Below are 23,961 nucleotides of genomic sequence, written 5' to 3' on the forward strand. Positions count from 1 at the left end.
ACTGATTCGTTTGCGACATCAGCTCTACAACGTCCGACTACCACCACCACCTCCCGACTCCGCTGCTCGCCCCAGCCGACAGCGGCCTCCCCACTTCCACCGCTCGCCTCGGGCGGGCCGACGACCCGTCGGCCCGCGGACACCACACGCCTGGAGACGACCATGACCCATCCTCCCCAGCCGACCGCGCCGCTGATCGAGCTGATCTTCGACCGACTCGCCGGCGCTGACGACGTACCGACCGAGACCGCCGAGCTGGTCCTCGCCGCGCTGACCAGCGAGGACGACCTGACCGCCGCCCTCGCCGGCACCCCCACCCGACTCGACCCCCGCTCCCCCACCGGCGACGGACCGGCGGACCGGATCTGGCTGAAGTCGGTGACCGTGGCCGGCTTCCGCGGCGTCGGCCCGGAACGGACCCTCCAGATCGACCCCGGTCCGGGCCTCACCCTGGTCGTCGGCCGCAACGGCTCCGGCAAGTCCAGCTTCGCCGAAGCCGTCGAACTCGCCCTCACCGGTGACAGCGCCCGGTGGGCCGACAAGACGAGCGTCTGGCGTACGGGCTGGCGCAACCTGCACAACCTGGATCCGTGCTGGGTCGGCGTGGAGCTGCGGGTCGACGGGGTGTCTACGCCGACCCGGGTGCACCGCGCCTGGCCGGTCGGGGCCGAGCTGGCCGACGCCGAGGTGACCGTCACCAGCGCCCGTGGCCGGCACAGTGGCCTGTCCGACCTGGGTCTGGCCCGCCCGCTGGAGCTGTACCGGCCGTTCCTCACCGCCGCCGAGCTGGGCAAGCTCGCCGCCGGCACGCAGAGCCAGCTCTTTGACGCGCTCTTCGCGATCCTCGGCCTGGACGCGCTCACCGACGCCGACCAGCGTCTGCTGCGCGCCGCCCGGCCGCACGACACCACCATCAAGGAGGTACGCGCACAGCGCACCGCCCTTGCCGACGCGCTCGCCGGGATCACCGACGACCGGGCCCGGCGGACCGTCGCGCTGCTACGCGGCCGCGGCGCGGTCGACCTCGCGGCGGTGACGACGATCCTCGACGAGCCCGACGAGCCGACCACCGACGGGGCGGTGCTGCTCTGCCGGGAACTCGCCGCTCTCGCTCCGCCGCCGGTCGACGAGGTGACCCGGCTGGCCAGTCAGCTGCGGGAGGCGGCGGTCGAGGCCCTGCGGTACGACGGCGGCCGGTCCCGGGCCGCGCTGCGCAGCGCCGAGCTGCTCCGCCTCGCCCTCGAACATCACGAGGACGAGGGCGACGGGTCGTGCCCGGTCTGCGCCACCGGCACCCTCGACGGCGGATGGCGTACCGCCGCCGCGCAGTCGCTGACCGACCTCCGGCAGCGCAGTGTCGCCGCTCAGACGGCGACGACCCGGCTCACGACCCTGCTGCGGCAGGCGCAGCACCTGATCGATGATCTCGCCGTGCCCGAGGGTTCCGGGTCGGAGCCGCCGGTCGGGGCGCTGCGCGATGCCGTGGCCGCGCTGCGGGGCGTACCCGGGAAGCCGGCCGACCTGGCCGACCACCTGGCCGCGCGGTACCCGGCGGTGGCGGCGGCGGCGGACGCGGCCCGCGCGTACGCGGAGGGGTTTCTGCGGCAGCGCGACACCGGCTGGCGGGCGGCGGCGGCCGAGGTGCGCGAGTGGGTGGCCGCGGCCGGCGGGCTGCCGGCGCGGGAGGCCACCCTGGCCCGGTTGAAGGCCGCGCGCGGCTGGCTGAAGGACGCCGGTACGCAGATTCGCAACGAGCGGGTCGCGCCGTTCGCCGGGCACTCCCAGCGGATCTGGGCGCAGTTGCGGCAGGAGAGCAACGTCGAGTTGGGGGCGATGACGCTCGAAGGCGCGAACACCCGGCGGCGGGTGGTCTTCCCGGTCAGCGTGGACGGCGCCGACAACGGCACCGCGCTGGGGGTGATGAGCCAGGGTGAGATGCAGGCGCTCGGGCTGGCCACCTTCCTGCCGCGCAGCTGCGCCCCGGAGAGCCCGTTCCGGTTCATCGTGGTGGACGACCCGGTGCAGAGCATGGACCCGTCGAAGGTGGACGGTCTCGCGCGGGTGCTCGCCGAGCTGGCCGAGCAGCGGCAGGTGGTGGTCTTCACCCACGACACCCGCCTGCCCGACGCGGTCACCCGGCTCGGCCTCGGCGACGCCCGCATCGTCGAAGTGCACCGGGCGGAGCGGTCGGTGGTCACGCTGCGGCCGGGCTCCGATCCGGTGACCCGCTACCTGGACGACGCGTACGCCCTGTCGCGCAACGAGGACATCCCCGCCGAGGTACGTGGGCCGGTGGTGGCGGAGCTGTGCCGCTCGGCGGTGGAGGCGGCCTGCCACCGGGCGGTCTGGCGGGTACGGGTCGCCCGGGGCGTCCCGCACGACGACATCGAGGCGGCCATCGAGGCCGCGTCGCGCCGGCTGGCCACCATCGTCGCGTTGGCGCTGTTCGACGACGCCGATCGGGGCGGTGGCGTGCGCGACGAGCTGCTCCGTCGGCACGGACGACGGGCGGTGAACGCGTACCAGGCGTGCCGGGAGGGCGTGCACGGCGCGTACCTGGCGGACCTGCCGGGCCTGGTCGCAGACGCCCGCTTCCTGGCGGGGGCGCTGCGGTGACCGCGCCGACGCCGCAGCGCTGCCTGGCGGCGGCCGACCAGTTGCTACGCGGCTCCGGCCTGCTGGGGGCCGTCGCCGTTCCCGGCGGCTGGTGGCCTCGGGCCTGCGCCTGCCTGATCCGGCTCGCCCTGGAAGGCGGCATCGACGCCTACTGGCGGCGGGTCAAGCCGACCGTCGCGGCCTGCCGGCAGGGCCGAGCCAAGCAGCTGATGCTGCGCGGACGGCTCGGGCCGGGCACGGAGACCGCCCGGCGGGTGGCGTACGCGTGGGCCACGCTCTCGACCGCCACGCACCACCACTGCTACGAGCTGGCGCCGACGGCCGCGGAGCTGCGCCGGCTGCACACCGAGGTGAACGCGCTGCTCGCCCGACTCGACCAGCGCTGACCGGACCTACCCACCTGTACAGGAGTGACCATGAGCTACCACCCCGGCCATGACCCCCACCGACCCGCGTTGCCGGCATCGGCCCCGCCGGCCAGCCCCGGCCCGTACCCGCCGATCGGGTACCCGCCGGCGCACATCGTCGTGCACGGCCCACCCACCTCCGGGCTGGCCGTGACGTCGCTGGTGTTCGGGATCCTCGGCGTGCTCGGCGGGTGGTGCCTGTTCGGGCTGCCGTGCCTGCTCGCCGTCGTCCTCGGCCACGTCGGCCTGCACGACACCCGCAACAACTCGAAGTCCGGACGCGGCATGGCGGTCGCCGGCCTGGTCCTCGGGTACGTCTTCGTCGCCCCCATGATCATGCTCACGATGATGGTCTTCTTCGGCGGACTGATCGGCGCAGCGACCCCCTCGGCCACGCCCAGCCCGTGAACCGAGGCCGCACGCCCAGGGCGACCTCGCGCCCGCCATCTCACTCGGCGTCGCCGATCATCTGGCGGATGATGAGCAGACGGTCGCCGTCCAGGGGCGCTGTGATCCGGCCAGCGTTGTCCCACCGCTCCAACGACCATCGGTCCTTGTCCCGCCGGAGGGTTACCTGGGCACGCGGCCCCACCCCGTGCCATACCGCACCGCGCAGCGACACTCCGAATTTGCCACGATCCAGCAGCTTCACCTTGCGCAGCTGAACGCAGGCGGGGCAGCGGCCGTCGGTCGAGGCCACGCACCGGCCGCACAGCCGACCACCGCAGAGGGCGCACGGCTTGACCGGGTCGGGGCAGGCAGGGCAGGTGGCGGTCAGGCAGGTGGCACAGACCTCCACCTGCCGCACCAGGTGGTGCAGCCGACAGACACTCACCTGGTGCAGCGGCTCCCCGGTAACGGCGTCGGGGAGGTACCCGACGGTCTCCCCAGCCGCGAGCCGGTACGCCACGGCCACAGCGTCGCCGTTGGCGAGGCGCCACTCCTCCTCCACCTCGAGGCCCACCGTGAGGTCCACCTCGCTGACCCGACGGCTCAGTGCCTGATGACGTAGTTCGGTCAGCAACGCGTCCGGCATTCGTGCACCGGCGGCAGGGGCCGTGGGTGTGGTGTCCGGCATGACGGCCGCAACGGCGGCGGCCGGGGACATGGTGGCCCGGCGGGGCTGGCCGAAGGGCAGTCTGGTGACCTGCGGGCTCGCACGACGAGCAAGCGGGGTGGCGCCCAGGAGGGTCGGCCCGCGGAGGTCCCGCACCGACGTGTGCGCGACGAGCGACACCAACGTGTGCTCCCCGAGCAGCTCGACGCCGAGCGCGCCACGCAGGAGGTCAAGCGCGCTGTCCTCGGTCACCTGATACCAGGTGGGCTGGTCACCGCGATGGCGGACGCCGAGTGACGTGTGGTGTCCGACGGCCGCGATCACCACCGTCCAGCCGTCGAGCTCGGCAGTGACGATCACCTCGGGTGCCGGACGCCAACCGGCATGCACCCACGGCGCGACCGCATCAGGAAACTGCCAGTCGGCCGTCTCCTCGATGATGTGACTACCGAGCGCCCGCCGCCGAACGAGGCCGCGTGCGGTGACGGCCACCGTCACGGCGGTGTGCTGGCGGCAGGCGACCCCTACCGTCCGCGCCGGCGGCGTCGCGACGTCGGCCGCGGCTTGGCGGATCGGCTTCCGTCGGGCCGCCGGTGCGGACGCCGGAATGGGTGTCGGCGGTTCCTTCTCGCCGAAGGCGTCGGCAAGGTCGGCGCGAAGCTCCAGATCCAGGCCACTGGCAGAGGGCATTGTGGCCAACGAGGGCGCGTTGCCGGCACGACGCTGACCATCGGTCTGCACCAGCCATTGGAACGTCGTGCCCGCATCGTGGCTGAGCACCAGCCAATCCGGAGGAACCGGCGTCATCCGGCCGGCCACCGTGCGGAGAGCGACGTCCCCGCTGCCCCCGAGCTCCGCCCCCCTCAGCCGAAGCCGCAGCACCTCCGGGTCGTCGGCAGTCGCGGTTTCCCAGTGTTCAAGCCCCGATGGTCCGATGACCGCTACCTCGCTGCGGTGTACGCCGCGCAGCACCGCAACCGTGCCGTGCGGATCACGTCCGATGAGGACAATCAGCCCGTCCGCGTGCAACTCCGTGGGCAGTTGCGAGCGCTGCTCGACAGTGGCGGGCTTCAGTTGGGCGCAGGTCAGACAGAGCGGACCCGGCCCGCACGCAGCGCAGACCGTCCTGTTGCAGAGCTCGCACGGGCGGACCGGCAAATGCCGCGCGCAGTCTCCACAGGATCGATCGCCGCACCGTTCACACCGGGTCTGCGCAACCAAAGACGGGTCCTTGGATCGGCATACGCCGCATGCCGGTCGTTCACAGGACGAGCAGTCGATGACGGCTCCGTCGTCTCCGCAGCAGGGACCGTAGAGGTGGTCGCACACCGGGCAGATGGCACTGCGTTCGTGTGCGAAGAGGTGGCCACGGCTGTCGACCGAAACCTCGCCGTCGGTGACGGTGCCGTCCGTCAGCGTGGCGGCGAGCACCGCACCGGGCTGGACGAGGATGTGTCCTGTTGGCAGTCGGGAGTCCAGCGGGGCCGCCGGCGCGACCAGGTAGCGCCGGGTCGCTGATCCGTAGGGAGAGCGCCAGCGCTCCTCCACGGTCACGTACTGCCCGATCGGCACAGGAGTCAGCGGCTCGTCCATCCCGGCCAGGACGGCGCACAGCTGCGGGTCCTCGGACCGTGCGGCTCCGGCGAACGCCGTGGAGATCGCCTGGGTGGAGACAGCAGTGATCTCAGGCTCACCCTCCCCCTCGGTGAGCAGGGTCCGGGACGTGACGGGGCGGCGCACCACCTCCACGCCGTCGGCCGGCGTGCTGTATCGCAGCTCGGCTGCGGGCGGTGGCTCCCATGGGTGCCGCACCACGGCCCGCGCGGGCGGCAGGCCCGCGGCCGAGACCAAACGGGCCAGTTGCTCCTCGGCGGCGAGGGTGGCGCCGGGTACGCCGGGGACGAACAGGGTGCTGCTGTGACTGCCGTCGGTCAGCAGGCACACGTACGAACGGTGCAGCCCGTCGATCTCCACGCCCACCGGGCCGACGGTGGTGCCGGCGATCGGTCGGCAGTGGGGTTCGACGTCGTGCCCGCTGGGGATCAGTGACGCGGTGTCAGAGTCGGCGAGCAGTGGCGGACGGTCGCCGTCGTGCCACAGCTCGCGGTAGTGGAACTGCCCGTCATCCAGGTCGACGCGGCGTACCAGTGCGAACGGCACGGCGGCCAGCGCCGGCGGCGCCGGGGCCGCCGCGCGGCGACGCAGGTCAGCCAGGAGCGCGCTGAGCCCGGCGGCGCCCTCACCGCTGACGTCTGGTCCGGGTAGGTCGGGCAGCAGGGCCGCGACGGTGTCGTCGACGTCGGCGTCGGCGTCGGCCTGCCAGGTCCACCACACCGACGGTTCCACGTGCGCCCAGGCGCTGCCGACCGTGAGTTCCGACGGGCTGACCAGTGGCGTAGCGGCGACCAGGCCGGCGCCGGCCGGCAACTGCAGCCGGGTGGCTAGCCCTCGCAGCCGGGCCCGAACCGGGTCGCGGACGTCCTGGTCAGGCACGATCGTGCGACGGGTGCTGTCCGCGCCGACGACGATGGCATGCCGTCCTCCGACGAGCAGGTACGCTTCGCCGCCCAGCCGCCACCCGTACTCCCAGTCGGTGTCCAGATCCGACGCGCGGCGCGGTCGGACGCAGCCGGTGCACAGCGCTCCGTCGCGGCGGCAGGTGGCGCAGGCGTCGCGGCCGCAGCCGGCGCAGGCCGTGACCGTGCGGGTGGGTCCACAGGCAGCGCACCAGTCGGCCTCGCACACCTGGCAGCAGGACAGGGCCGAGCGGTCGACGGCGTGGGCGCTGCCGCAGAGGGCGAGGGTCTGCACCGCGGCGCCGGTGGCCTCGCAGGTCGGGGCGTGGTCGGTCAGGTTGCCCGTCCAGGGATACCGGATCTCCCGGCTCACGCCGCTGACATGCTCCCAGCTCTCCACCACGACCAGCTGGTCGGAACCGTGCATCTCCAGGGTCAGCAGCTCGGCCCTTAGTTCGGTGTCGGCTACCGGGGGCGCCGGCCGACGGGCGACTTCGATGGCCCGTTCGAGCTGCCGCTCCCACTCCTCGATCTGCAGATATGTGTTCATGTCGCGGCTACGATGCCAGGACTTCTGGGCCGCGCCGAGCTGCTTCTCGAGGTTCGCGACGAGGGTTTCCTGCGCCTCCTTGCGACGCCGATCCTCGGCCTGCCGGGCGTCACGCAGGTGCTGCCGCAGGTGGACCGCGGCCTGTCGGTCCACGGCGTCCAGCACCGCCCGCCCGGGCAGGGGCGCCGGCATAGGCGCCCCGTCGGGCAGCGGCGCCCGACGCTCGTCGAGCTGCACCGGGGTGCCCCCGTCGACGGTGACGAGTTGCTGGTTGCCGCTGGTGGCACCCTCCTGTACGCGGTAGGTGCCCCGCGCCGACCAGGCGTCATCCGGCTCGACGTGCCGTTTGACCATCTGGACGTCCGGGTCGTGCGCGATGACCGCCCGTTGGTGCAGGTCCGGCAGCACGGCGACGGTGCCGGTCAGGTCCCCGCGGTCACGCAACACCTCCAGCAACTCGTCGAAGAGCTCCGACCCGACGACGCAGAGCTGCGCCTCGGGGTGGTGGTCCAGCGCGGCGTTGGTGAACGCGAGGAAGAGTTCGTCGCGGCCTCCGAAGGCGGCGGCGAGGTTCGGCGGCAGGGTCGCCACGACGTACCCGTCCGATGGTTGGGTCAGCGTGGCACCGGCCAGTTCCAGGAACCGCCAGACGAAGCGTTCGAGGTCCTTCTGCCGTCGCCGTGGCCGCTCCGCGGGTTGCGGCAGCAGCTCACGGGCCTCCGGCTCGACCGCCCGCTTGCGGCGTTCCTCCTTCCGCTGGGCGAGCCAGTCACTCAGTCCGGCGTCCGCCGTCATCATGTTCATGGCACGGCCGCGGGCCTGTTCGAGCTGGGCGCCGAGTTCGTCGAGCCGGCGCTGCATGGTGGCGTCGCTCTTGGCGTACAACGCTTCGAGGACCCGCTGCTCCATGCTGGAGTCCTGAGTGCCCTCCAGCTCTCCGAGGACGGTGACGACCTGCCCGAAGAGCAACTCGAACATGGCCAGCTTGTCATGCAGCAGCCGGTAGACGGATTCGTCGAGGGTGTCCCGGGCGAAGAGGTTGGCGATGTGCACGTTGCGGGTCTGGGTCAACCGGTGGACGCGGCCGATGCGCTGCTCGACCCGCATTGGATTCCACGGCAGGTCATAGTTCAGTACGCAGTTGCTGACCTGCAGGTTCTGTCCCTCGGCGCCGGCATCGGTGGAGACGAGCACCTGGGCGCGTCCCGACTTGAAGCCGGCGACCGAGGCGCTGCGGGCCGCGTGGCTCATGCCCCCGTGAAACGGTGCCGCGACGACGCCGTCGGCGTCGAGTAGCCGCAGGATGCCGCCGAGCGTGTCGGTGTGCTGGGTGAAGACGAGGACGCGGCCGTGTTCGTCAAGCCACCGGCGGACGACGTCCAGGGCGACCTGCTCACGCGAGGTGTGCCGGATGTCGCCGGCGAGATGACCGATCTCGGTCAGCGTCTGCTTCAGCCCGCTGTCCCACTCACGTTCGGCCATCCGCAGGGCGCTGCGGGAGACGGCCTGGGGTGAGGCGGTGAGCCGCAGCGCGAGTTGCCGGCGACGCATGGTGTCCGAAGGGCCGGTCATCCGATGCCGCAGGGTGTTCAGCAGCATGTCGTAGAGCTGACGTTCGGGTGCGGTGAGCTGGACGCCGTGGTCCTGGGGTGGCATCCGGTGCACCCGGTCGACCCCCGCCTGCTGGCGGGTGGTCCGGACGACCACGCTGCTGATCAGCTTGCGCAACTCCGGGGCGTTGACCGGCTTGCGGGGGTCGCGACCGTCGACGAAGCGGCGGGAGAAGTCACGTTCGGAGTCGAAGGTGCCGGGCCGGAGCAGTTCGACGAGCCGGTAGAGCTCCAGCAGGTTGTTCTGCACCGGAGTGGCCGACAGGAACAGGACCCGGGGGGCGTTGGCGATAAGTTCACCGATGATGTCGCGGGTCTTGCGGGCGCCAGCGCCGGAGAGCCGATGTGCCTCGTCCACGATGACCAGGTCGAAGCGCTCGCCGAGGCGGTGGGCGTTGCGCAGCACCAGTTGCAGGGTCATGATCAGCCGGTCCTGGGTGAAGACCCGGGCGTCCTGGCCACTGGCGACCACTGTGAAGTCCTCGTCGAACTTGTCCCGCAGTTCCTCGCGCCACTGGTCCCGCAGCGGCGCTGGGCAGACAATCAACACCCGCTGGGCCAGGCCGCGCAGCATCAACTCCTTGAGGATCAGCCCCGCCTCGACGGTCTTGCCGAGACCCACCTCGTCGGCGAGGATGCCTCGACCGCCCATTCGGGTCAGGACTGTGCGGGCCGCCCCTTCCTGGTGCGGCATGTGCTCGATGTGCGCAGCGTCGATGGCGAGCAGCTCATCGAACTGATCCAGGGTGGCGAGGCGTTCGCCCTCCAGCCGCATCCCTACCGCGTCGGCGGCGTCCCACCCCCGGTTGTGGAGGGCGTCGATCAGGTTGGTGCGAGCGTTGGTGAGGAACCCGATCTCACCCTGCCAGACGTACTCTTCGCGCTTACGCAACCGGTAGCGGCCACCGATGCTCGCACGCCGCGCCCGGCCGGTGTCGCCGCGGACGGCGGCGGCGCCCGCGGCGACCGGGCCCGCACCCGGCGTCGAGGCCACGCCGGGCAAGCGCGGGGCTACGGAAAGCCGGGTCCCCGGTGCCAGTACGACGAGCCGGATGGCCTCGTCACCCCGGCGCTCCAGCCGCAGCAAGCCGCCGATCCGGCCGGTGTCCTGCAGGTACTCGGTCAGCGTTTCACCGTGGAGCCGACGGCGGCCGGCGACCCAGGCCACCGGCAGGGACTCCCCGTCCACCACCAGGGTCAGGGCCACCGAGTGTTTGGTCAGGCCCAGGCGAGCGCTCTCGACGGGGCCGAGGGAGATCTCGCCACCCTCCAACAGCTCGGCGGAGATGACCCGCTCGACACTCACCATCTCACCCACGCCGGCCTCCCAACCGTTCCCGCCCGGCATCAGTGATGACCAGACTCATGTAACTCCTGCTGTCCCGCGTGGTCTGTTCGCGGACCAGCAGCCCGGCATCGACCAACTGCTCGGCCGCCTGCTCCCAGCGACGGTCGGCGCCGCGCACGTGACGTAGCGCGCCGAACTGGGGGCACCGACGCAGACCGGCCCCGATGGGGTGCCCCCCGGCCAGCATCTCCGCGCCGAGGACCGCGGCCTTCAGCCCGACCGCGCCGTAGCGGCCCGTCCGGAGGGTCGAGGCCCACCCGACCGCCTGCAGGACCGTCAGCTCGACGTTGACCAACTGCTCGGGGTCGGGCACCGCCGACGCGGGAAGGTCGTGCCACGGGGAAGTCCCCCCACAGCTGTCACAGGCCTCGTGCTCAGCACCGCACGAGTACGACGGAAAACCGAAGTAGGCGACCATGGCCGCACGGCGACACCCGCCACCGAGGTACGACAGCATCGCGTCGAGCTGCCGACGCTGCCAGGCGTTCCACCGCCGGATCTCCCGCTGCAACACTTCGCTGGCCAGCTGGCGGCTGCGCACCCGCAGCCTGCGGTACCGCTGCGACGACGAGAAGGTGATGAGGCGGTCCAGCGACCACGCCACGAGATCGCGTTCCAACGCGTCGGGGTCGACACCGTGGTCCGCCTCAAGCCGGTCGAAGTCGATTCGGCTGCCCACCTGCGGTCGCAGTTTCAACAGCACGGACAGCTCGCGGAACCGACGTCGCTCCCCCTGGTCCGCCGGTTCCCGGACCCCGACGTGAACCGTGCCCCGGGCCGAACAGTCCGGAAGTTGTTCCACCGCGCCGGCACGTTCCAGCCAGCCCAGCACCACGTTCAACTCGTCCGGCTCGACCGCGACCGCCTCGGCCAACTCCTCCGGGTCGAACACGACGTCCTCGCCTCGGCGGCGCTGCGTCAGCAGCAGGTTCAGCACACGCCGAGCCTGCGCCAACCGGACGTCGTCGGACGTGTCGGCCACCTGGGCACGACGACGGGCGATATCACCACCGCCGTACAGCAGGACGCACTGGCCCCGCAGGTCGGCCGAGCGCGCCGCCCGGCCGGCTTCCTGTACGTACGCGTCCAGCGACTCGGGTAGGTCGTAGTGCACCACCCAGCCGACGTCGGGTTTGTTGACGCCCATGCCGAACGCCTTGGTGGCGACGATGACCTGGGTGGTGCCGGCGAGAAAGTCGTCCTGCACAGCTTCGCGCTGCTCCGGCACCATTCCGGCGTGGTAGTGCCGGGCCCGCAGTCCCGCGCGACGCAGCAGCGCCGCCACCTCCTCGGTGACCGCCCGCCGGGAGGCGTACACGATGCCCGGTGACGATCCCATCGCCGTCGCGATCCGCAGCAGTTCGCGGGCCCGCTCTCGTTCAGCGCCCACCTTGGTCACCTGGAAGCGGAGGTTCGGGCGATCGGCAGGTCGGGTGACGACCACCGGGTCGGTGAGCTCCAGGGTGCCGATGATGTCCTGCAACACCGGCTCTGTGGCCGTGGCTGTCAACGCCATCCGTGGGGCCCGGCCCAGGTGCGCCACCGCCCGCGACACCCGTCGGAACTCGGGCCGGAAGTCGTGCCCCCAGTCGCTCACGCAGTGCGCCTCGTCGACGACGAGGGCGGCCAGGTCCTGCCGCTCCAACGCCACCCTGAGCACCGGATCCCGCACGAGCCGCTCCGGCGAGACATACAGCAGCCGCACCTTTCCCGTCGCCAGGTCCCGCAGGATCTCGTTACGAACGGCGGCGGGGGTGTTGCCGGTGATGCCTTGAACGCCCCGTAGTCCACGGCGGCCCCGCAGGTCATCCAGTTGGTCCTTGATCAGCGCGACGAGCGGACTGACCACCACCGTCGCCCGGTCCTGCGGGCGTAACAGGGCCGGAAGCTGGAAGCAGAGCGACTTTCCGGTGCCGGTCGGCAGGACACCGACGGTGTCGTCGCCTGCCAGGTGAGCCCGCATCAGCTGCAGCTGCGGTTCGCGCAGCTCGTGCACGCCGAAGAGCAGCCGTGCGCCCTCGCGAAGTTTCGGCTCCGGATCCTCTCCAGGCGCCAGACGCAATCGCTCCAGGGTGGCATCCACGTCGCTGCGGGCCAGCGACAACGCGGCTGTGAGGTCCGGCTGCTCACCCGTGACGAACTGTACGGCGAAGCGCCAGGCGTCGTCGCGGTCGATCGCGTGGTGAATCGCAGGCCCGGGCAGGGAGGAGAGGAGTATCCGATTGGCGCTGCCAGGCGACTGCATCCGCCGGTCGCAGATCAGCGCCACACCCCGGTCGGTCTCGCTGCGAATCAGCCGACCGAAGCCTTGCGCCAGCTGCACTGCGGTCTTGGGTACGAGGTAATCCAGGAATGGATCGCCACCACGGTCGGCGATCGCGCGGGCCCGGGCACTGACCACGGCGTCATCCGGATGCGGGTACGGCGGTTTCTCGATGATCAGGTAGCTGAGCGTCTCACCGGGGGCGTCGAAGCCCTGCCAGTACGACCGCAGCCCGTACACGACGCTCCCCGGCTCGGACCGGAACCGGTCGGCGATCTCGGCCCGGCCGGCCTCGCCCTGCACAAGCAGGTGCACACCCCGCTCGGCCAGCGGCTCCGACCGCTGCCGGACCAGGCTGGCCACGGCCTCCATCCGGCGACGCGCGGCGAACAGCGTCATCGAGCGGCCGCCGGTCAACGACAGCAGACCGACCTGGTCGCGGGCGAACTCCTCGACGAACTCCCGTTCCTGACTGGGCACCGGCACGGGCAGGTGGTTGGTGAGGACCACCGCGGACTGGGTGGCGTAGTCGAACGGGCTGCGCAGCTGTCGCCCGTCGAAGACGCCCGGCTCGCCGCTGCCCCGTTCTACCCGAATCCCCAGCCGGTCACTCAGGTAGTCGAAGCTGTCACCAGTGGTCAGGGTCGCGCTGGTCAGGGTGACGCTGCGCGCCGGTCGGACAATGCCATCCGCGAACGCCGGACCGACGTCGACCGGAATGCACTCGAAGGTCCATTCGCTCCAGGTGGTCTGATCCGCGGACACGGGGATAGGAGCAGCCTCGGCTTCTGTTGCAGACTCCGTGTCGGCGCCAAGTTGGCCGGAGAGTCGATAGACCCAGAGATGCTCATCGGGCAGGTCCCGGAGCCGCCCGAGCACCGCACCGGCGTCCCGGACGGCGCGAACCAGGCCGGCGACGCGAACCAGCACGGCCTTGAGCAGCAGCCGAGCGCGGCCGCTCGCCTCGGCCACCTGCGCGCGGGCACCCGTCTCCAACACCGTCAGCTCGGCAACCAGGTCCCGCAAACCGCGGGTGATCTGCCGTACCTCCTCGACGAGCTGCCGGTACTCCGGTCGGCTGTGCACGACCCCTGACTGCGGGACCGCGGAGCGGTGCACGCCGCCGTACTCGTGCAGATACCGCTGCACGGCGTCGGTCAACCGGTCGCAGTCCTGCCGCAGCTGTCGAGCCATGGCCGGCAAGGTCCGCTCTCGGCGCAGGTGAACTCCGGCAGCGCCGAGCCGGCGTAGGTGCCGGTCGAGTCCGCTCCTGCCGTCGAGCCTCGCCGCCAGGCCGAGAAGCTCGCGCCGGCCGACGACCTCCGTCCACGCGGCCGTCAACGAGTCTTCCAGCTCGTGTGCCTCGTCGAAGACCAGGTCACCACGGCCCTCGGCGAGCACATCGCCCGGGCTCCGCTGACCCTGCTGAGCGAGCTTCGCCCAGGTTGCGATCAGGGCATGATTGACCGCGACGACGCCAGGCCGTTCGCGCATCCCGGCAAGTCGTGTGAACAACGGGCACCGGTCAGCCCATGCACAGTCATATCGTTCGCAGGACCCGGCGTCGGTTCGCAGGGTGTCCCGCAGCCCCCGATAGTCGGGGCGTCCGCCCGCGACGTCCGCGTCCGCAACGTCATCCCACACCCCCGTCTCACCGAAGGCGAGCGCTCGGACGGCGACGGCCAACGCCAGCCAGTGGTCAGTGCCCGCGCTCTCATCGGACGACTCCAACGCCGCGGCGATCTCCCGGGAGCAGAGGTAGTTGGACACCCCGAAGAGCTGACGGAACGGGGCATGGAACAGCCCCTGGCCTCGAAGCCGAGTCACATCCCGTCGCAGTTGCTGCTGAAGGACCTTCGTTGCGGTGGCGACCACGACGGGTCGACCCGGACCGGCTTCCCGACCGGCAGGTGTCAGGTAAGCCAGGGACTTGCCCGTGCCCGTTGGCGCCTCGATGGCGAGTAGGCCACCCGCGTCGAGCACCTCAGCCACCGCCCCGGCCATCTCCCGCTGTGACGGCCGGGCTGCGTAGCCTCGCTCACCCAAGCGGCTGAACACCTGACGTACGGCGTCTGCGGCCGTACCGTGCTGAGCTCCTGCTACCGGGTCGAGCAGGGGGTCCGGGGCGCAGGACAGTAGGTCCCGGATGTTCACCGGCATTGGAGCCTCGGGCAACAGTCGAGCAAGGTCCGATCCGCCCGCGACGAGACAGGCCCGGGCAACCTGCCACGACGGATCAGAGCCGTCGACCCGGCTGACAAGAACCCGGAGACAAGCGGCGAGGGCGAGTGCGTCGCTCAGCGGATCATCGTCCCCCTGCTCGACACCGAAGACCGCGCACATCTCGCTCATTCGGCCGGTCGGTCGGGCGGGCTCATGAAGCAGCGCCAGTATCCGCAGATCAGCTCGGAGATCAGGAAGGCTGCCGGTGATGTCGTCTGGCAGGTGAGACCAGCGGTCACTGCTCAGGCAGTATCCGACCAGGCCAGCAGCCCCGACGATGAACTCACGTACCTCATCGGATCGGGTCGGACTCGCGCTGAAGATCCGCGCCGCGCCGTCACGCATCCGTACGACGGCCAGTTCCACCTTCTGGTGCACCGATGGCCTCGGCACCACGACGACGAGATCCTCCAGCGGCATCGCTGCTGGTGGGTCAACCCTGTTCCACGCAAGTGCGGCCTCGTCTACGACCTTCGCAGTTGCAGATGCCGTGTCCGGGTCGGGGGCGAAGGACGGGCGAGGTGGAAGGCTCAGGCGATCGTGGTCATCGGTGACGAACGCCGAGGGAAAGCGCTCCGGCAATTTCGCCAGTCGAGCCGCGCTCAGCACAATGCCACTTTCCCGAAGGACGTCGGCGATTTCGTCGGGCGTGAGCGGCCCTCGTTGTGCGATCACGTCAGATGCTGCGGCGACATTCGGGGGTAGCGCCCGCGTTCCCATAGCCTCACTCCCCCGTTGCTGCCCCCGAAAGCTGCGGCAGCGAAGGATCTGAGCCGCGACATGGCCCGCCCTGCCGGGCCGCCGCATATCCGGCCCGCTTTCGAGCCGGCGACCGATGACAACGTTGGCAGAGGCTGGTCAGCACCCGCCAGCGAGGTCATGGGCTGACTCAACGTATGCAGCGATTTAGGCGGTCGGGATCCTCCGGATGGACGGGTTCGACCAACCGAGCTGCCGCCGAGCTGCCCCGAGTCGACCTGGGAAGGCTCCTGCCGGCTCAGACAATCCAGCCCACCAGCGCCCGTCATGATCGTTTCGTGCGACTACTCGGTCCCCCGTCGCGCGCAGCTCCCCGCGAGGTACATCGACAATCGCCGCCGACCTCAGCCGGCCATGCGCCCCATTCGGACAGGAGCGGACCGGCGGGTGCGTAACGTGCAGGGGTAACCCCCTGACGCGAAGAGGAGACTTCATGTCCAAGCCACCGCTTCCCGAGGCCGCGGTCGCCATGCTGCAGAAGCCGAACCCTGCCGTCATGACCACGCTCCGCAACGGTGGTCAGCCGGTGTCCGCTGCCACCTGGTACCTGTGGGAGGACGGCCGGATCCTGGTGAACATGGACGAGAGTCGCCGCCGGCTGGAGCACGTCCGGAACGACCCTCGGGTGTCCCTCACCGTCCTGGATGAGGCCGGCTGGTACACCCATGTCAGCATCATCGGGCACGTCGCCGAACTGCGCGCCGACGAGGGCCTCGCGGACATCGACCGGTTGTCCCAGCACTACACCGGCAACGCGTATCCCCGGCGGGAGCGCGCTCGGGTCAGTGCCTTGATCGAGATCGACCGGTGGCACGGCTGGGGCTCACTCAAGGACAACAACCAGGTCGGCTGACCGACACGGCCCGGCCGGCGGCACCGGCGGCCGGGCCAGCGACCTCACGGTCAGGGCTGCACGGTGGTGGCGGCCGGCGCGCGGAGGCGGGTCACCAGGTAGCCGAAGGCCGCCGCGGTGAAGAACATGACGATGCCGTAGACGGCACCCGGGATTGCCATCTGGGTGCTGTCGAGCAGTGCCGGGCTGAGCGCGATCGTGATGGCCAGGGTGCTGTTGTGGATGCCGATCTCGAACCCGGCCGCGGTGGCGGCGCTCCGGTCGACCCCGGCCAGCCGGGGCACGCCGTATCCGATCGCGAGGCTCAGCAGGTTGAACGCGAGCACGGCCAGGCCGACCGAGACGAAGTAGTCGGCGATGTTCTCCCGCTCGCCGAGCACGGCGCCGGCGATCACGGCGACGAGCACCACGACGGAGAGGATCCGGACCGGGCGGTTCAGGCGCTCGGCGACGTGTGGCACCCGGGCGCGGATCAGCATGCCGATCGCGACCGGGACGAGCACGATGGCGAAGACCTGCAGCACCTTGTCGGACTGCAGGCCGAGGCTCCTTCCGTCGGGGAGGAAGTACGCCGCCGACAGGTTGACCAGGATCGGCAGGGTGAACACGGCGAGCACCGAGTTGATGGCGGTGAGGGTGATGTTCAGGGCCACGTGGCCGCCGAAGAGGTGGCTGTAGAGGTTGGCCGTGGTGCCGCCGGGGGAAGCGGCCAGCAGCATCATCCCGACGGCCAGTTCGGGCGCCAGGTCGAAGGCGAGGACCAGGGCGAAGCAGAGCGCCGGCAGCACCAGCACCTGGCACACCAGCGCGATGACGGCGGCTTTCGGATGTTGGGCGACCCGGCGGAAGTCCGCAATGGTCAGTCCGAGACCCAGGCCGAGCATGATGATGCCGAGGGCGATGGGCAGACCGATCAGAGTCAGGGCTGAGTCCATGACACAACATCGTTACCACCCGGTAATGACTCCGCCATCCCCCATGTGGCCGGACGGCTCTTGACCGTCGACGGTGATCGGCTTAACTTCATCAATCAGGCAAGACTCTTAACTAATTCCGCTCCATTCCTCGTGGGAGTGTGCCGATGCGACCATTCCGCCACCGCCGCCTGACCGCCGTCGTCGCCCTTGCGGCCATGCTGATCACCGCCGCCCCGCCAACCGCCGCGAGCGCGGGCGACAAACCCGACCGCCGGGCCGGCTACCACCGGGTCGGCTACTTCACCCAGTGGGGCATCTACGGCCGGGCCTTCCCGGTCAAGAAGCTCGACACCTCCGGGGCCGCGAGTCGCCTCACCCACGTCAACTACGCCTTCGGCAACGTCAGTGAGGACGGACGCTGCTATGTCGACGGTGGGCCGGGCGAGGGTGACGCGTGGGCCGACTACCAGCGTCCGGTGCCGGCCGAGGAGAGCGTCGACGGTGTCGCCGACGCCCCGGGTCAGGCGCTCAACGGCAACTTCGGCCAACTGGCCAAGCTGAAAGCCAAGCACCGCGATCTGAAGGTGCTGATCTCTCTGGGTGGCTGGAGCTGGTCGACGTACTTCTCGAACGCCGCCCTCACCGACGCCTCCCGCAAGGCGTTCGTCGCCTCCTGCATCGACCTCTACCTCAAGGGCAACCTGCCGGGCGGTGACGGCGCCGCGGGCGGGCCGGGTGCCGCCGCCGGCGTCTTCGACGGCATCGACCTCGACTGGGAGTGGCCGAACTGGGCCGGTGAGCCGGGCAACGTCATCCGCCCGGAGGACCGGGAGAACTTCACCAAGCTGCTCGCGGAATTCCGCCGGCAACTCGACGCGTACGGGCGCACGACCCGCGAGCACTACGCGCTGACCGCGTTCCTGCCGGCCAACCCCGCAGCCATGGACGCCGGGTACGAGGGCCGCAAGATCTTCAAGTACCTGGACTTCGCCACCGTGCAGGGGTACGACTTCCACGGCGGCTGGGACGCGGTGACCAACCAGCAGTCCGCGCTACGCGTGCCGGCGGGCGCTCCGGACAACCCGGACTTCTCCGCCGAGGTGGCCATCGACGGCTGGATCACCCGCGGCGCGCCGCGCGACAAACTGGTCCTCGGCATCCCGTACTACGGTCGCGGCTGGACCGGCGTCACCGGCGGCGGCAACGGCCTGTTCAAACCCGCCGCCGCGCCCGCGCCGGCCACCTTCGAGGCCGGGTACGAGGACTACAAGAAGCTCAAGACCCTGGCCGGCAACGGCTACACCGTGCACCGCGACCTGCGCTCCGGGCACGCCTGGCTGTTCGACGGTACGACGTTCTGGACGTACGACGACCCGGCGGTCGTGCTGCAGAAGACGCTCTACATCCGGCGGGCCGGCCTGGCCGGCGCGATGATCTGGTCGCTGGACGGCGACGACGACAACGCCACGTTGACCAAGACGATCGGCCTCGGGCTGACGACCTGGTAGGCGTATCGCTTGCGGCAGTCCCCCGGCCCGTCGTCGACCGACTCATCGGTCGGCGGCGGGCCGGTGGTCCGTGCGCCAGACCGCGATCGATCAGCTCGGTCTACCCCTGCTCGGATGCCACCGCGCGTACCGCGGCCTCGATGAGCGCGGTCACCTCGTCCATGTCACGGGCCCGGGGCACGTCCAACTCCCCCGACCATCCGTCCGGACGGGTGAGCTTCACCGTCACGTCCTCGCGACGGTGGGTCAACCAGCCGGCGATCGCCTGGACCAGCACCATGACAGCCCCGCCGCTGTCGACCGCCACCAGCAGCACGTCCGTGCCCTCCGCCGACGTGTCGTCGGACGACGTCGTCGAACCGGCGGCGGGCGCCGCCGTCACCTTTTCGCGAAGCCGGTCCTCGGACCGCAGCCAGGACGCCAGAGAACGCCGAGCGTCGGCAGATGGAAGATCGGGGAAGACCGACAGCGTGATCGTCTCCTGAGAGGCCAGCACCGTCTCCTCCTTCCAGGCGAGACATCCGCACACCGCCATCCTGCCAGCCAGCGCCGCCGCCGGCACCCCACGCAATCATCAAAGTCGATCAGACCTTGACCCGGGTATCCGCGATTCATAGGCTCCGGCCACTGCGAGGCTTTTCCCGAGAAGGGAAACAAAGACATGGCCCCATCGATGCGTCCGTCCTGGACGGTCCCCACGAGGCGGCTGGCGAGTGCCGCCGCGATCACACTCCTGCTCGGCACGATTCCCCTGCTCAGCGGCACATCCGCCGCGAGCGCGGCACAGTCCCCCCAGTGCAGCACCGACCCCACGGCACGCCTGAGCACCGTGCCCGCCCCGGAGACCGTGCTCGGCTTCCCGCTCGGCGCGGGTCAGGAGCGGGTCGTCACCAACGACGAAATCCGGACCTACCTGGGAGCGGTGGACGGCGCCTCCGACCGGGTCGCCACCGGGGTGATGGCCACCAGCGTGCTCGGTCAGCCGCTGCCGTACGCGGTGGTGTCCAACGAGCGCAACGTCCGGCCGTCCGAGCTGCGCAGGATCGCCGAGGACGTGCGGGATCTGCGGGACCCACGCCGGACCAGCGCGAGGACGGCCGCCCGGACGGCGAAGGACAGCCCGGCCATCGTCTGGGTCACCGCGAACGTGCACGGCGGCGAGAAGAGCGGCACCGACGCCGCGCTCAAGACGCTGTACGAGCTGGCCGCCGGCCTGTCGTGCGCGGTCGTGAAGCGCAATGACAACCTGGTCACCGTCATCGTCCCGACGCAGAACCCGGACGGCCGCGACGCGACCAGGCGGCAGAACGAGTTCGGCTTCGACATGAACCGGGACTGGTTCGCCCGCACCCAGCAGGAGACCGACGGCAAGCTCGAACTCCTGCGCCGATACCCGCCGCAGGTCTTCATCGACGCCCACGAGATGGGTGGCCGCCAGTACTTCTTCCCGCCCAACGCGGACCCGATCCACCACGAGATCGCCGGTGAGGCCGTCGACTGGATCAACCGGATCGGCGAGGCCAACAAGGCCGGCTTCGGCTACAACGGCGCCTGCGTCGACGACGACAGCATCGAGTGCTACTTCAACTACGACACGTACGACATGTTCTTCATGGGCTACGGCGACACCGTGCCGACCACCGGCTTCGGCGCGGCCGGCATGACGTACGAGAAGGGCAGCGCGTCGGCGGTGGCCGACCGGGTCCAGCAGCAGTTCAACACCCAGTGGGCGACGCTCGGTTGGGCCGCGGCGAACAAGCACGAGGTGCTGACCGACTACTTCGACATCTGGACCGACGCGCTCGCCCAGGGCAGGGCGGGCACGCTGGAGCCCAACGAGGTGGTCCAGCCCACCAACGAGGTCCAGTTCCCGGTGCCCGACATCAAGATCCGCTCGTACTTCCTGCTGCCCGACCGGCAGCTCGCCGACGTCCGCCAGCTCGTCGAGCGGCTGCGCCGGATGGACGTCGAGGTGTACGAGGTGCAGAAGCCGACCCGGGTGCCGACCGCGCGGGTCTTCGGCGGCCGGACGGCCACCAACGTGACCGTGCCCAAGGGCGCGTACTGGATCCCGATGGACCAGCCGCAGAAACACTGGATCCAGGCGATCATGGGCGAGGACCCGTACGTTCCCTTCCCCTACTTCTACGACGTGTCCTCCTGGAGCAACCCGCTGCTGATGGGTGTCTCCACCATCTACACCGGCGACAACGTCCGGCCGAAGGCGCAGCTGGTCCGCGAGATCTCCGGCGGCCGCAGTGGACCGGCGTGGCCCTGGGGCTCGTACACGTACCCGCTGGACTCGGCGGCGGCCGCGGAGTTCACGTTCGCCCTGCTCGGCCGTGGGGTGCCGCTCGTGCGCAACCTGAAGACCAGCGCGGTGGCCCTGCCGGCGAGCAGGCTGAGCCGTACGGTCGACGAGCTGGCCGACTCGTTCGGGGTGACCCTCACCCCGGGCGGGCGCGCCAGCGGGACCCCGCTCGACCTGCCGGACGTGGGGCTGTTCCAGGGCACCGGCATCTCCACCACGTCAGGCTCGCACGGTGAGGCCCGGTACGTGCTCGGCAAGCGGTGGGGGCTGGACCTCACGCCGGTCACCACGGCCGACATCAACGACAACACCGAGGCGTTCACCGGACGCACGGTCCTGCTGGTGCCGGACGGCAGCAGCCCGACCGGTGGCCTCACCGGCGCGGGGCAGGCCAACCTGCGCGACTGGGTCGCGCAAGGCCACACCTACATCGGGCTGCGTAACGAGGGCACCCGGGTGGCTCGGGCGGCCGGGCTCACCTCCACGACCGAGAAGCCAAAACCGGCCGGGTACCAGGTGATCGGCTCGCATCTGCGGGTCGACGTCGACCACGACAGCCCGGTCGCGTTGGGCCGCCCGGAGGAGGACTTCGAGTTCAACAACAGCGACCCGATCCTGAACCCGAGCACCACCGGGACCAACGTGCTCCGCTACCCGGCGGGCGACACCTTCTGGGCCAACGGCTACACCGTCGGCGGCGACGCGCTGAAGGGGACGGCTGCACTGGTCGACGAGCCGACCGGCGCCGGTCGGGCGGTGCTGTTCGCGTTCAACCCGCTCTTCCGGGCGTACAACGAGAATGGTCTGCACCTGGTGGCCAACGCGCTGCTCTACCCGGCGGGCGCGACTACCGCGCCGGACGCCCGGCGCACGCCGGGCATCGACCCAGCGCGCACCAGCGCTGCCGCCGCGCCGGTGGCGGCGGACCTGGGTGGCGGGTGGCGGCCGATCACCATTGAGGTGGCGGCGGGCGACCTCCCGCGCACCCGGGCCATCGTCGAACGCTTTACCACGGACGCCCTGGCGTCCGCGAAGGGCAGCTCGGCGTACGTGGTGATCCCGAACCCGCAGGGACTCCAGGTGGACGAACACCCGTTCGCGAGTGATCTGGTGCGCGCCCTGCGTGACGCCAAGGTGCCGCTGCGGTCGGTGGTGGGCTGACGAATCGCTGCACAGCGAAGCGCCCGCCCCGACGGGGCGGGCGCTTCGGCGCGTTCTGGGGCCGGTTCCGGATGCGCCGGCGCCCGATCTTCCTCCGGTCGGTGGAGCTGACCTTCGGCAGTGACCCGCAGCCGAGGCCCGGCTGGGCTACGGGATGTTGCCCTTGACGACCAGGCCGACCTGGGGGCCGGTAGTGGCGTTCGGAGCCTGTGGAGCTGATGTCGCCAACGATTCAGGCGGGCAGGGCGATCGGGTGAATCGTTGGTGACATCAGCTCCACAGCGTCTCAACCAAGGATGGGACCCTCCGTGGGGACGGCCAGGGAAGCCAATCGGCTCCTGCGCCGGTGTCGATCGTCCACGAGGGCGCGGCCGCCGCGATCCAGCTCGCGGCCCGCGTCAAGCGACGCCGGGACGTGGGGGGTGACCCGCATGCTGCTACCTGCATCAGCACTGGGCATCGCCGGTGCAGAGGTGGCCACGACCGGGTGGGCCGGCGATGTACTGGCCCGCTTCGAGGGCGATGTTGTGGGCCACGGCGGCGGACCGGTTGCTCGGGGCCAGCACGAGGCGTACCCCGGCCATCATGACGGCGTTGACCAGGCGGGTCAGCGGACCCCTTCTCCTGGGAACTGGCACCAGGGTTGATCAGCCGGGTTGTGCCGCTCGCTCAGACAGCGATGAACCGACGACAGGGGCGAGGGCTGCGGAGAGTACCTCCGGTGGCTGCGGAAGCGAACGGGGTCGCGACTCACGCGATCTGTCACGTCGCGTGGCTGGTGTGAGTGCGCGGTTGGATCGCTGGCCTGTCGCCGGAGCTCCGTGCTGACAGATGGGTGAGTACCGGCGTGGTCGCCGATATGTGACGCTGGCTGTGTGCTGCCCGCGCCCTTGTCTCGCCCGGTAGGGCCGTACGGCGGTCGACGGCCGCCGCCTACCGCCGCCCAAGTGCGGCGGTGTGGGGGCGGTCGTGTCACGCGGGCGTGTCGGCCTCGCAGACCGCGTGACGCCCCACCTGGCCTGGGCCATCAGGCTGCCGCTCGTTCACGCGGGAAGAGGTGTGGGCCGGGAACTCGTCGTCGTGGTGGGTGTCGCTGTAGGGCAGGTCGATGAGGCGGTGGCTGCCGGTGCTGCGGCCGGTCAGTTGCCAGATCTGCTGGGCGGGGCTGGCGCCGAGTGCGAGGCGCAGTCAGTCCAGGTGCTCATGGCGTAGACCGTTCGTACTTGGCGATTTTCTCGGTGAGGATGTCGAGGCGTTCGCGGCCGGTGTCGTACTCGAGAAAGAACGGCACGGACCGTCCGTGCTCGGTCCACACCCCGGCGCCGTCGGGGCGAGGCAGCCCGGTCGGTCCGTGGACCATCATCTGCGGGTTGCCGCCTCGGCGGTAGAACACGCCGGGCTCGTGGAAGGCGGACGCGGGCTGCCACCGGTCCAGGGCCGTGTCGGTGTGGGTGCGGGCGTGGGCGGCGAGGTCGATGAAGAACTGGTTGCCGCCGAGCAGGTGCGGCAGGTCCGGCCGGGCGGTCAGGGACTGCTTTCGGCGGCGGGCCTGGTCCCGGCGTGGTCGTCCGAGTCCGCGTTGGGCGAGGACGTGGTCGTAGCCGAGCTGGTCCAGGACGTAGTGGTACGGGTAGGAGCCGCCGTAGGCCCGGTTGGGTCGGAACCGGTCTGTCGCACGCAGGACGGTGAGGCGGCGTAGCCGGCGTTGGGCGAAGTCCAGGGACGGGAACAGTGCGGCGCCGATCTGATCGGTGGTGAGGACTCCATGGTCGTAGAGCCAGCCGAGGAGGCGGTCGTCGCGGGCGGTGATGCTGGCCTGTAGACGCAGCAGCGGGTCCGGAGCCGGTAGCGGTTTACGCATG

Annotated in this window: 11 protein-coding genes and 1 pseudogene; 6 read left to right on the forward strand and 6 right to left on the reverse strand. The window is 70.7% G+C overall.

Annotated elements, in window-relative coordinates; translation table 11 throughout:
* The first annotated feature begins 162 nt into the window (after window positions 1-162).
* The 3 genes from ACWD5O_RS27645 to ACWD5O_RS27655 are packed head-to-tail and all read left to right on the forward strand — an operon-like array spanning window position 163 to window position 3,431.
* Complete coding sequence (locus tag ACWD5O_RS27645; RefSeq protein WP_450087049.1) at window positions 163-2,616, forward strand: AAA family ATPase; 2,454 nt, start codon at window positions 163-165, stop codon at window positions 2,614-2,616.
* On the forward strand, window positions 2,613-3,002 hold the full coding sequence (locus ACWD5O_RS27650; RefSeq protein ID WP_450087050.1) for a hypothetical protein: 390 nt from the start codon (window positions 2,613-2,615) through the stop codon (window positions 3,000-3,002). The genes ACWD5O_RS27645 and ACWD5O_RS27650 overlap by 4 nt, the downstream gene beginning before the upstream one ends.
* Window positions 3,003-3,032: 30 nt before the next feature.
* Window positions 3,033-3,431, forward strand: a complete 399-nt coding sequence (locus ACWD5O_RS27655) for a DUF4190 domain-containing protein (RefSeq protein ID WP_450087051.1) — start codon at window positions 3,033-3,035, stop codon at window positions 3,429-3,431.
* A gap of 40 nt (window positions 3,432-3,471) precedes the next feature.
* On the opposite strand, the gene ACWD5O_RS27660 is transcribed toward ACWD5O_RS27655, so the two are convergent.
* Window positions 3,472-10,065, reverse strand: a complete 6,594-nt coding sequence (locus tag ACWD5O_RS27660) for an SNF2-related protein (RefSeq protein WP_450087061.1) — start codon at window positions 10,063-10,065, stop codon at window positions 3,472-3,474.
* A gap of 1 nt (window position 10,066) precedes the next feature.
* On the reverse strand, window positions 10,067-15,010 hold the full coding sequence (locus ACWD5O_RS27665; protein WP_450087052.1) for a RecQ family ATP-dependent DNA helicase: 4,944 nt from the start codon (window positions 15,008-15,010) through the stop codon (window positions 10,067-10,069).
* Window positions 15,011-15,782: 772 nt separating this feature from the next.
* Between ACWD5O_RS27665 and ACWD5O_RS27670 the strand changes: the two genes are divergently transcribed.
* Window positions 15,783-16,202, forward strand: a complete 420-nt coding sequence (locus tag ACWD5O_RS27670; RefSeq protein ID WP_450087053.1) for a PPOX class F420-dependent oxidoreductase — start codon at window positions 15,783-15,785, stop codon at window positions 16,200-16,202.
* 50 nt (window positions 16,203-16,252) lie between these two features.
* On the opposite strand, the gene ACWD5O_RS27675 is transcribed toward ACWD5O_RS27670, so the two are convergent.
* Entirely contained in the window at window positions 16,253-17,137 is an 885-nt protein-coding gene (locus ACWD5O_RS27675; RefSeq protein WP_450087054.1) for a bile acid:sodium symporter family protein, read from the reverse strand.
* Window positions 17,138-17,283: 146 nt separating this feature from the next.
* On the opposite strand from ACWD5O_RS27675, the gene ACWD5O_RS27680 reads away from it, so the two are divergent.
* Window positions 17,284-18,627 carry a glycoside hydrolase family 18 protein gene (locus ACWD5O_RS27680; RefSeq protein ID WP_387327284.1) on the forward strand — a complete coding sequence of 448 codons (1,344 nt, stop codon included), beginning with the start codon at window positions 17,284-17,286 and terminating at the stop codon, window positions 18,625-18,627.
* A gap of 100 nt (window positions 18,628-18,727) precedes the next feature.
* Here the strand turns inward: ACWD5O_RS27680 and ACWD5O_RS27685 are convergent, their stop codons facing one another.
* Window positions 18,728-19,123 (reverse strand): effector-associated constant component EACC1, encoded by a 396-nt coding sequence (locus ACWD5O_RS27685; RefSeq protein ID WP_450087055.1) that lies wholly within the window; start codon window positions 19,121-19,123, stop codon window positions 18,728-18,730.
* Between the two features lie 165 nt (window positions 19,124-19,288).
* Here ACWD5O_RS27685 and ACWD5O_RS27690 point away from each other — a divergent pair, with 165 nt between their 5' ends.
* Window positions 19,289-22,099: a M14 family zinc carboxypeptidase gene (locus ACWD5O_RS27690; RefSeq protein WP_450087056.1), complete on the forward strand. Its 2,811-nt coding sequence runs from the start codon at window positions 19,289-19,291 to the stop codon at window positions 22,097-22,099.
* Between the two features lie 446 nt (window positions 22,100-22,545).
* On the opposite strand, the gene ACWD5O_RS27695 is transcribed toward ACWD5O_RS27690, so the two are convergent.
* Window positions 22,546-22,737: a hypothetical protein gene (locus ACWD5O_RS27695; protein WP_354968082.1), complete on the reverse strand. Its 192-nt coding sequence runs from the start codon at window positions 22,735-22,737 to the stop codon at window positions 22,546-22,548.
* Between the two features lie 334 nt (window positions 22,738-23,071).
* Window positions 23,072-23,960, reverse strand: a pseudogene (locus tag ACWD5O_RS27700) (replication-relaxation family protein).
* Window position 23,961 lies beyond the last annotated feature (1 nt).

Source organism: Micromonospora sp. NPDC005161 (assembly GCF_053599855.1).

What these genes read in the sequence shown, in the direction of transcription:
- ACWD5O_RS27645 (WP_450087049.1), top strand. Translation starts at nt 163, where the DNA reads ATGACCCATCCTCCCCAGCCGACCGCGCCGCTGATCGAGCTGATCTTC.
- ACWD5O_RS27655 (WP_450087051.1), top strand. Translation starts at nt 3,033, where the DNA reads ATGAGCTACCACCCCGGCCATGACCCCCACCGACCCGCGTTGCCGGCA.
- ACWD5O_RS27660 (WP_450087061.1), bottom strand. Translation starts at nt 10,065, where the DNA reads ATGGTGAGTGTCGAGCGGGTCATCTCCGCCGAGCTGTTGGAGGGTGGC.
- ACWD5O_RS27665 (WP_450087052.1), bottom strand. Translation starts at nt 15,010, where the DNA reads ATGCCGCTGGAGGATCTCGTCGTCGTGGTGCCGAGGCCATCGGTGCAC.
- ACWD5O_RS27670 (WP_450087053.1), top strand. Translation starts at nt 15,783, where the DNA reads ATGTCCAAGCCACCGCTTCCCGAGGCCGCGGTCGCCATGCTGCAGAAG.
- ACWD5O_RS27675 (WP_450087054.1), bottom strand. Translation starts at nt 17,137, where the DNA reads ATGGACTCAGCCCTGACTCTGATCGGTCTGCCCATCGCCCTCGGCATC.
- ACWD5O_RS27680 (WP_387327284.1), top strand. Translation starts at nt 17,284, where the DNA reads ATGCGACCATTCCGCCACCGCCGCCTGACCGCCGTCGTCGCCCTTGCG.
- ACWD5O_RS27690 (WP_450087056.1), top strand. Translation starts at nt 19,289, where the DNA reads ATGGCCCCATCGATGCGTCCGTCCTGGACGGTCCCCACGAGGCGGCTG.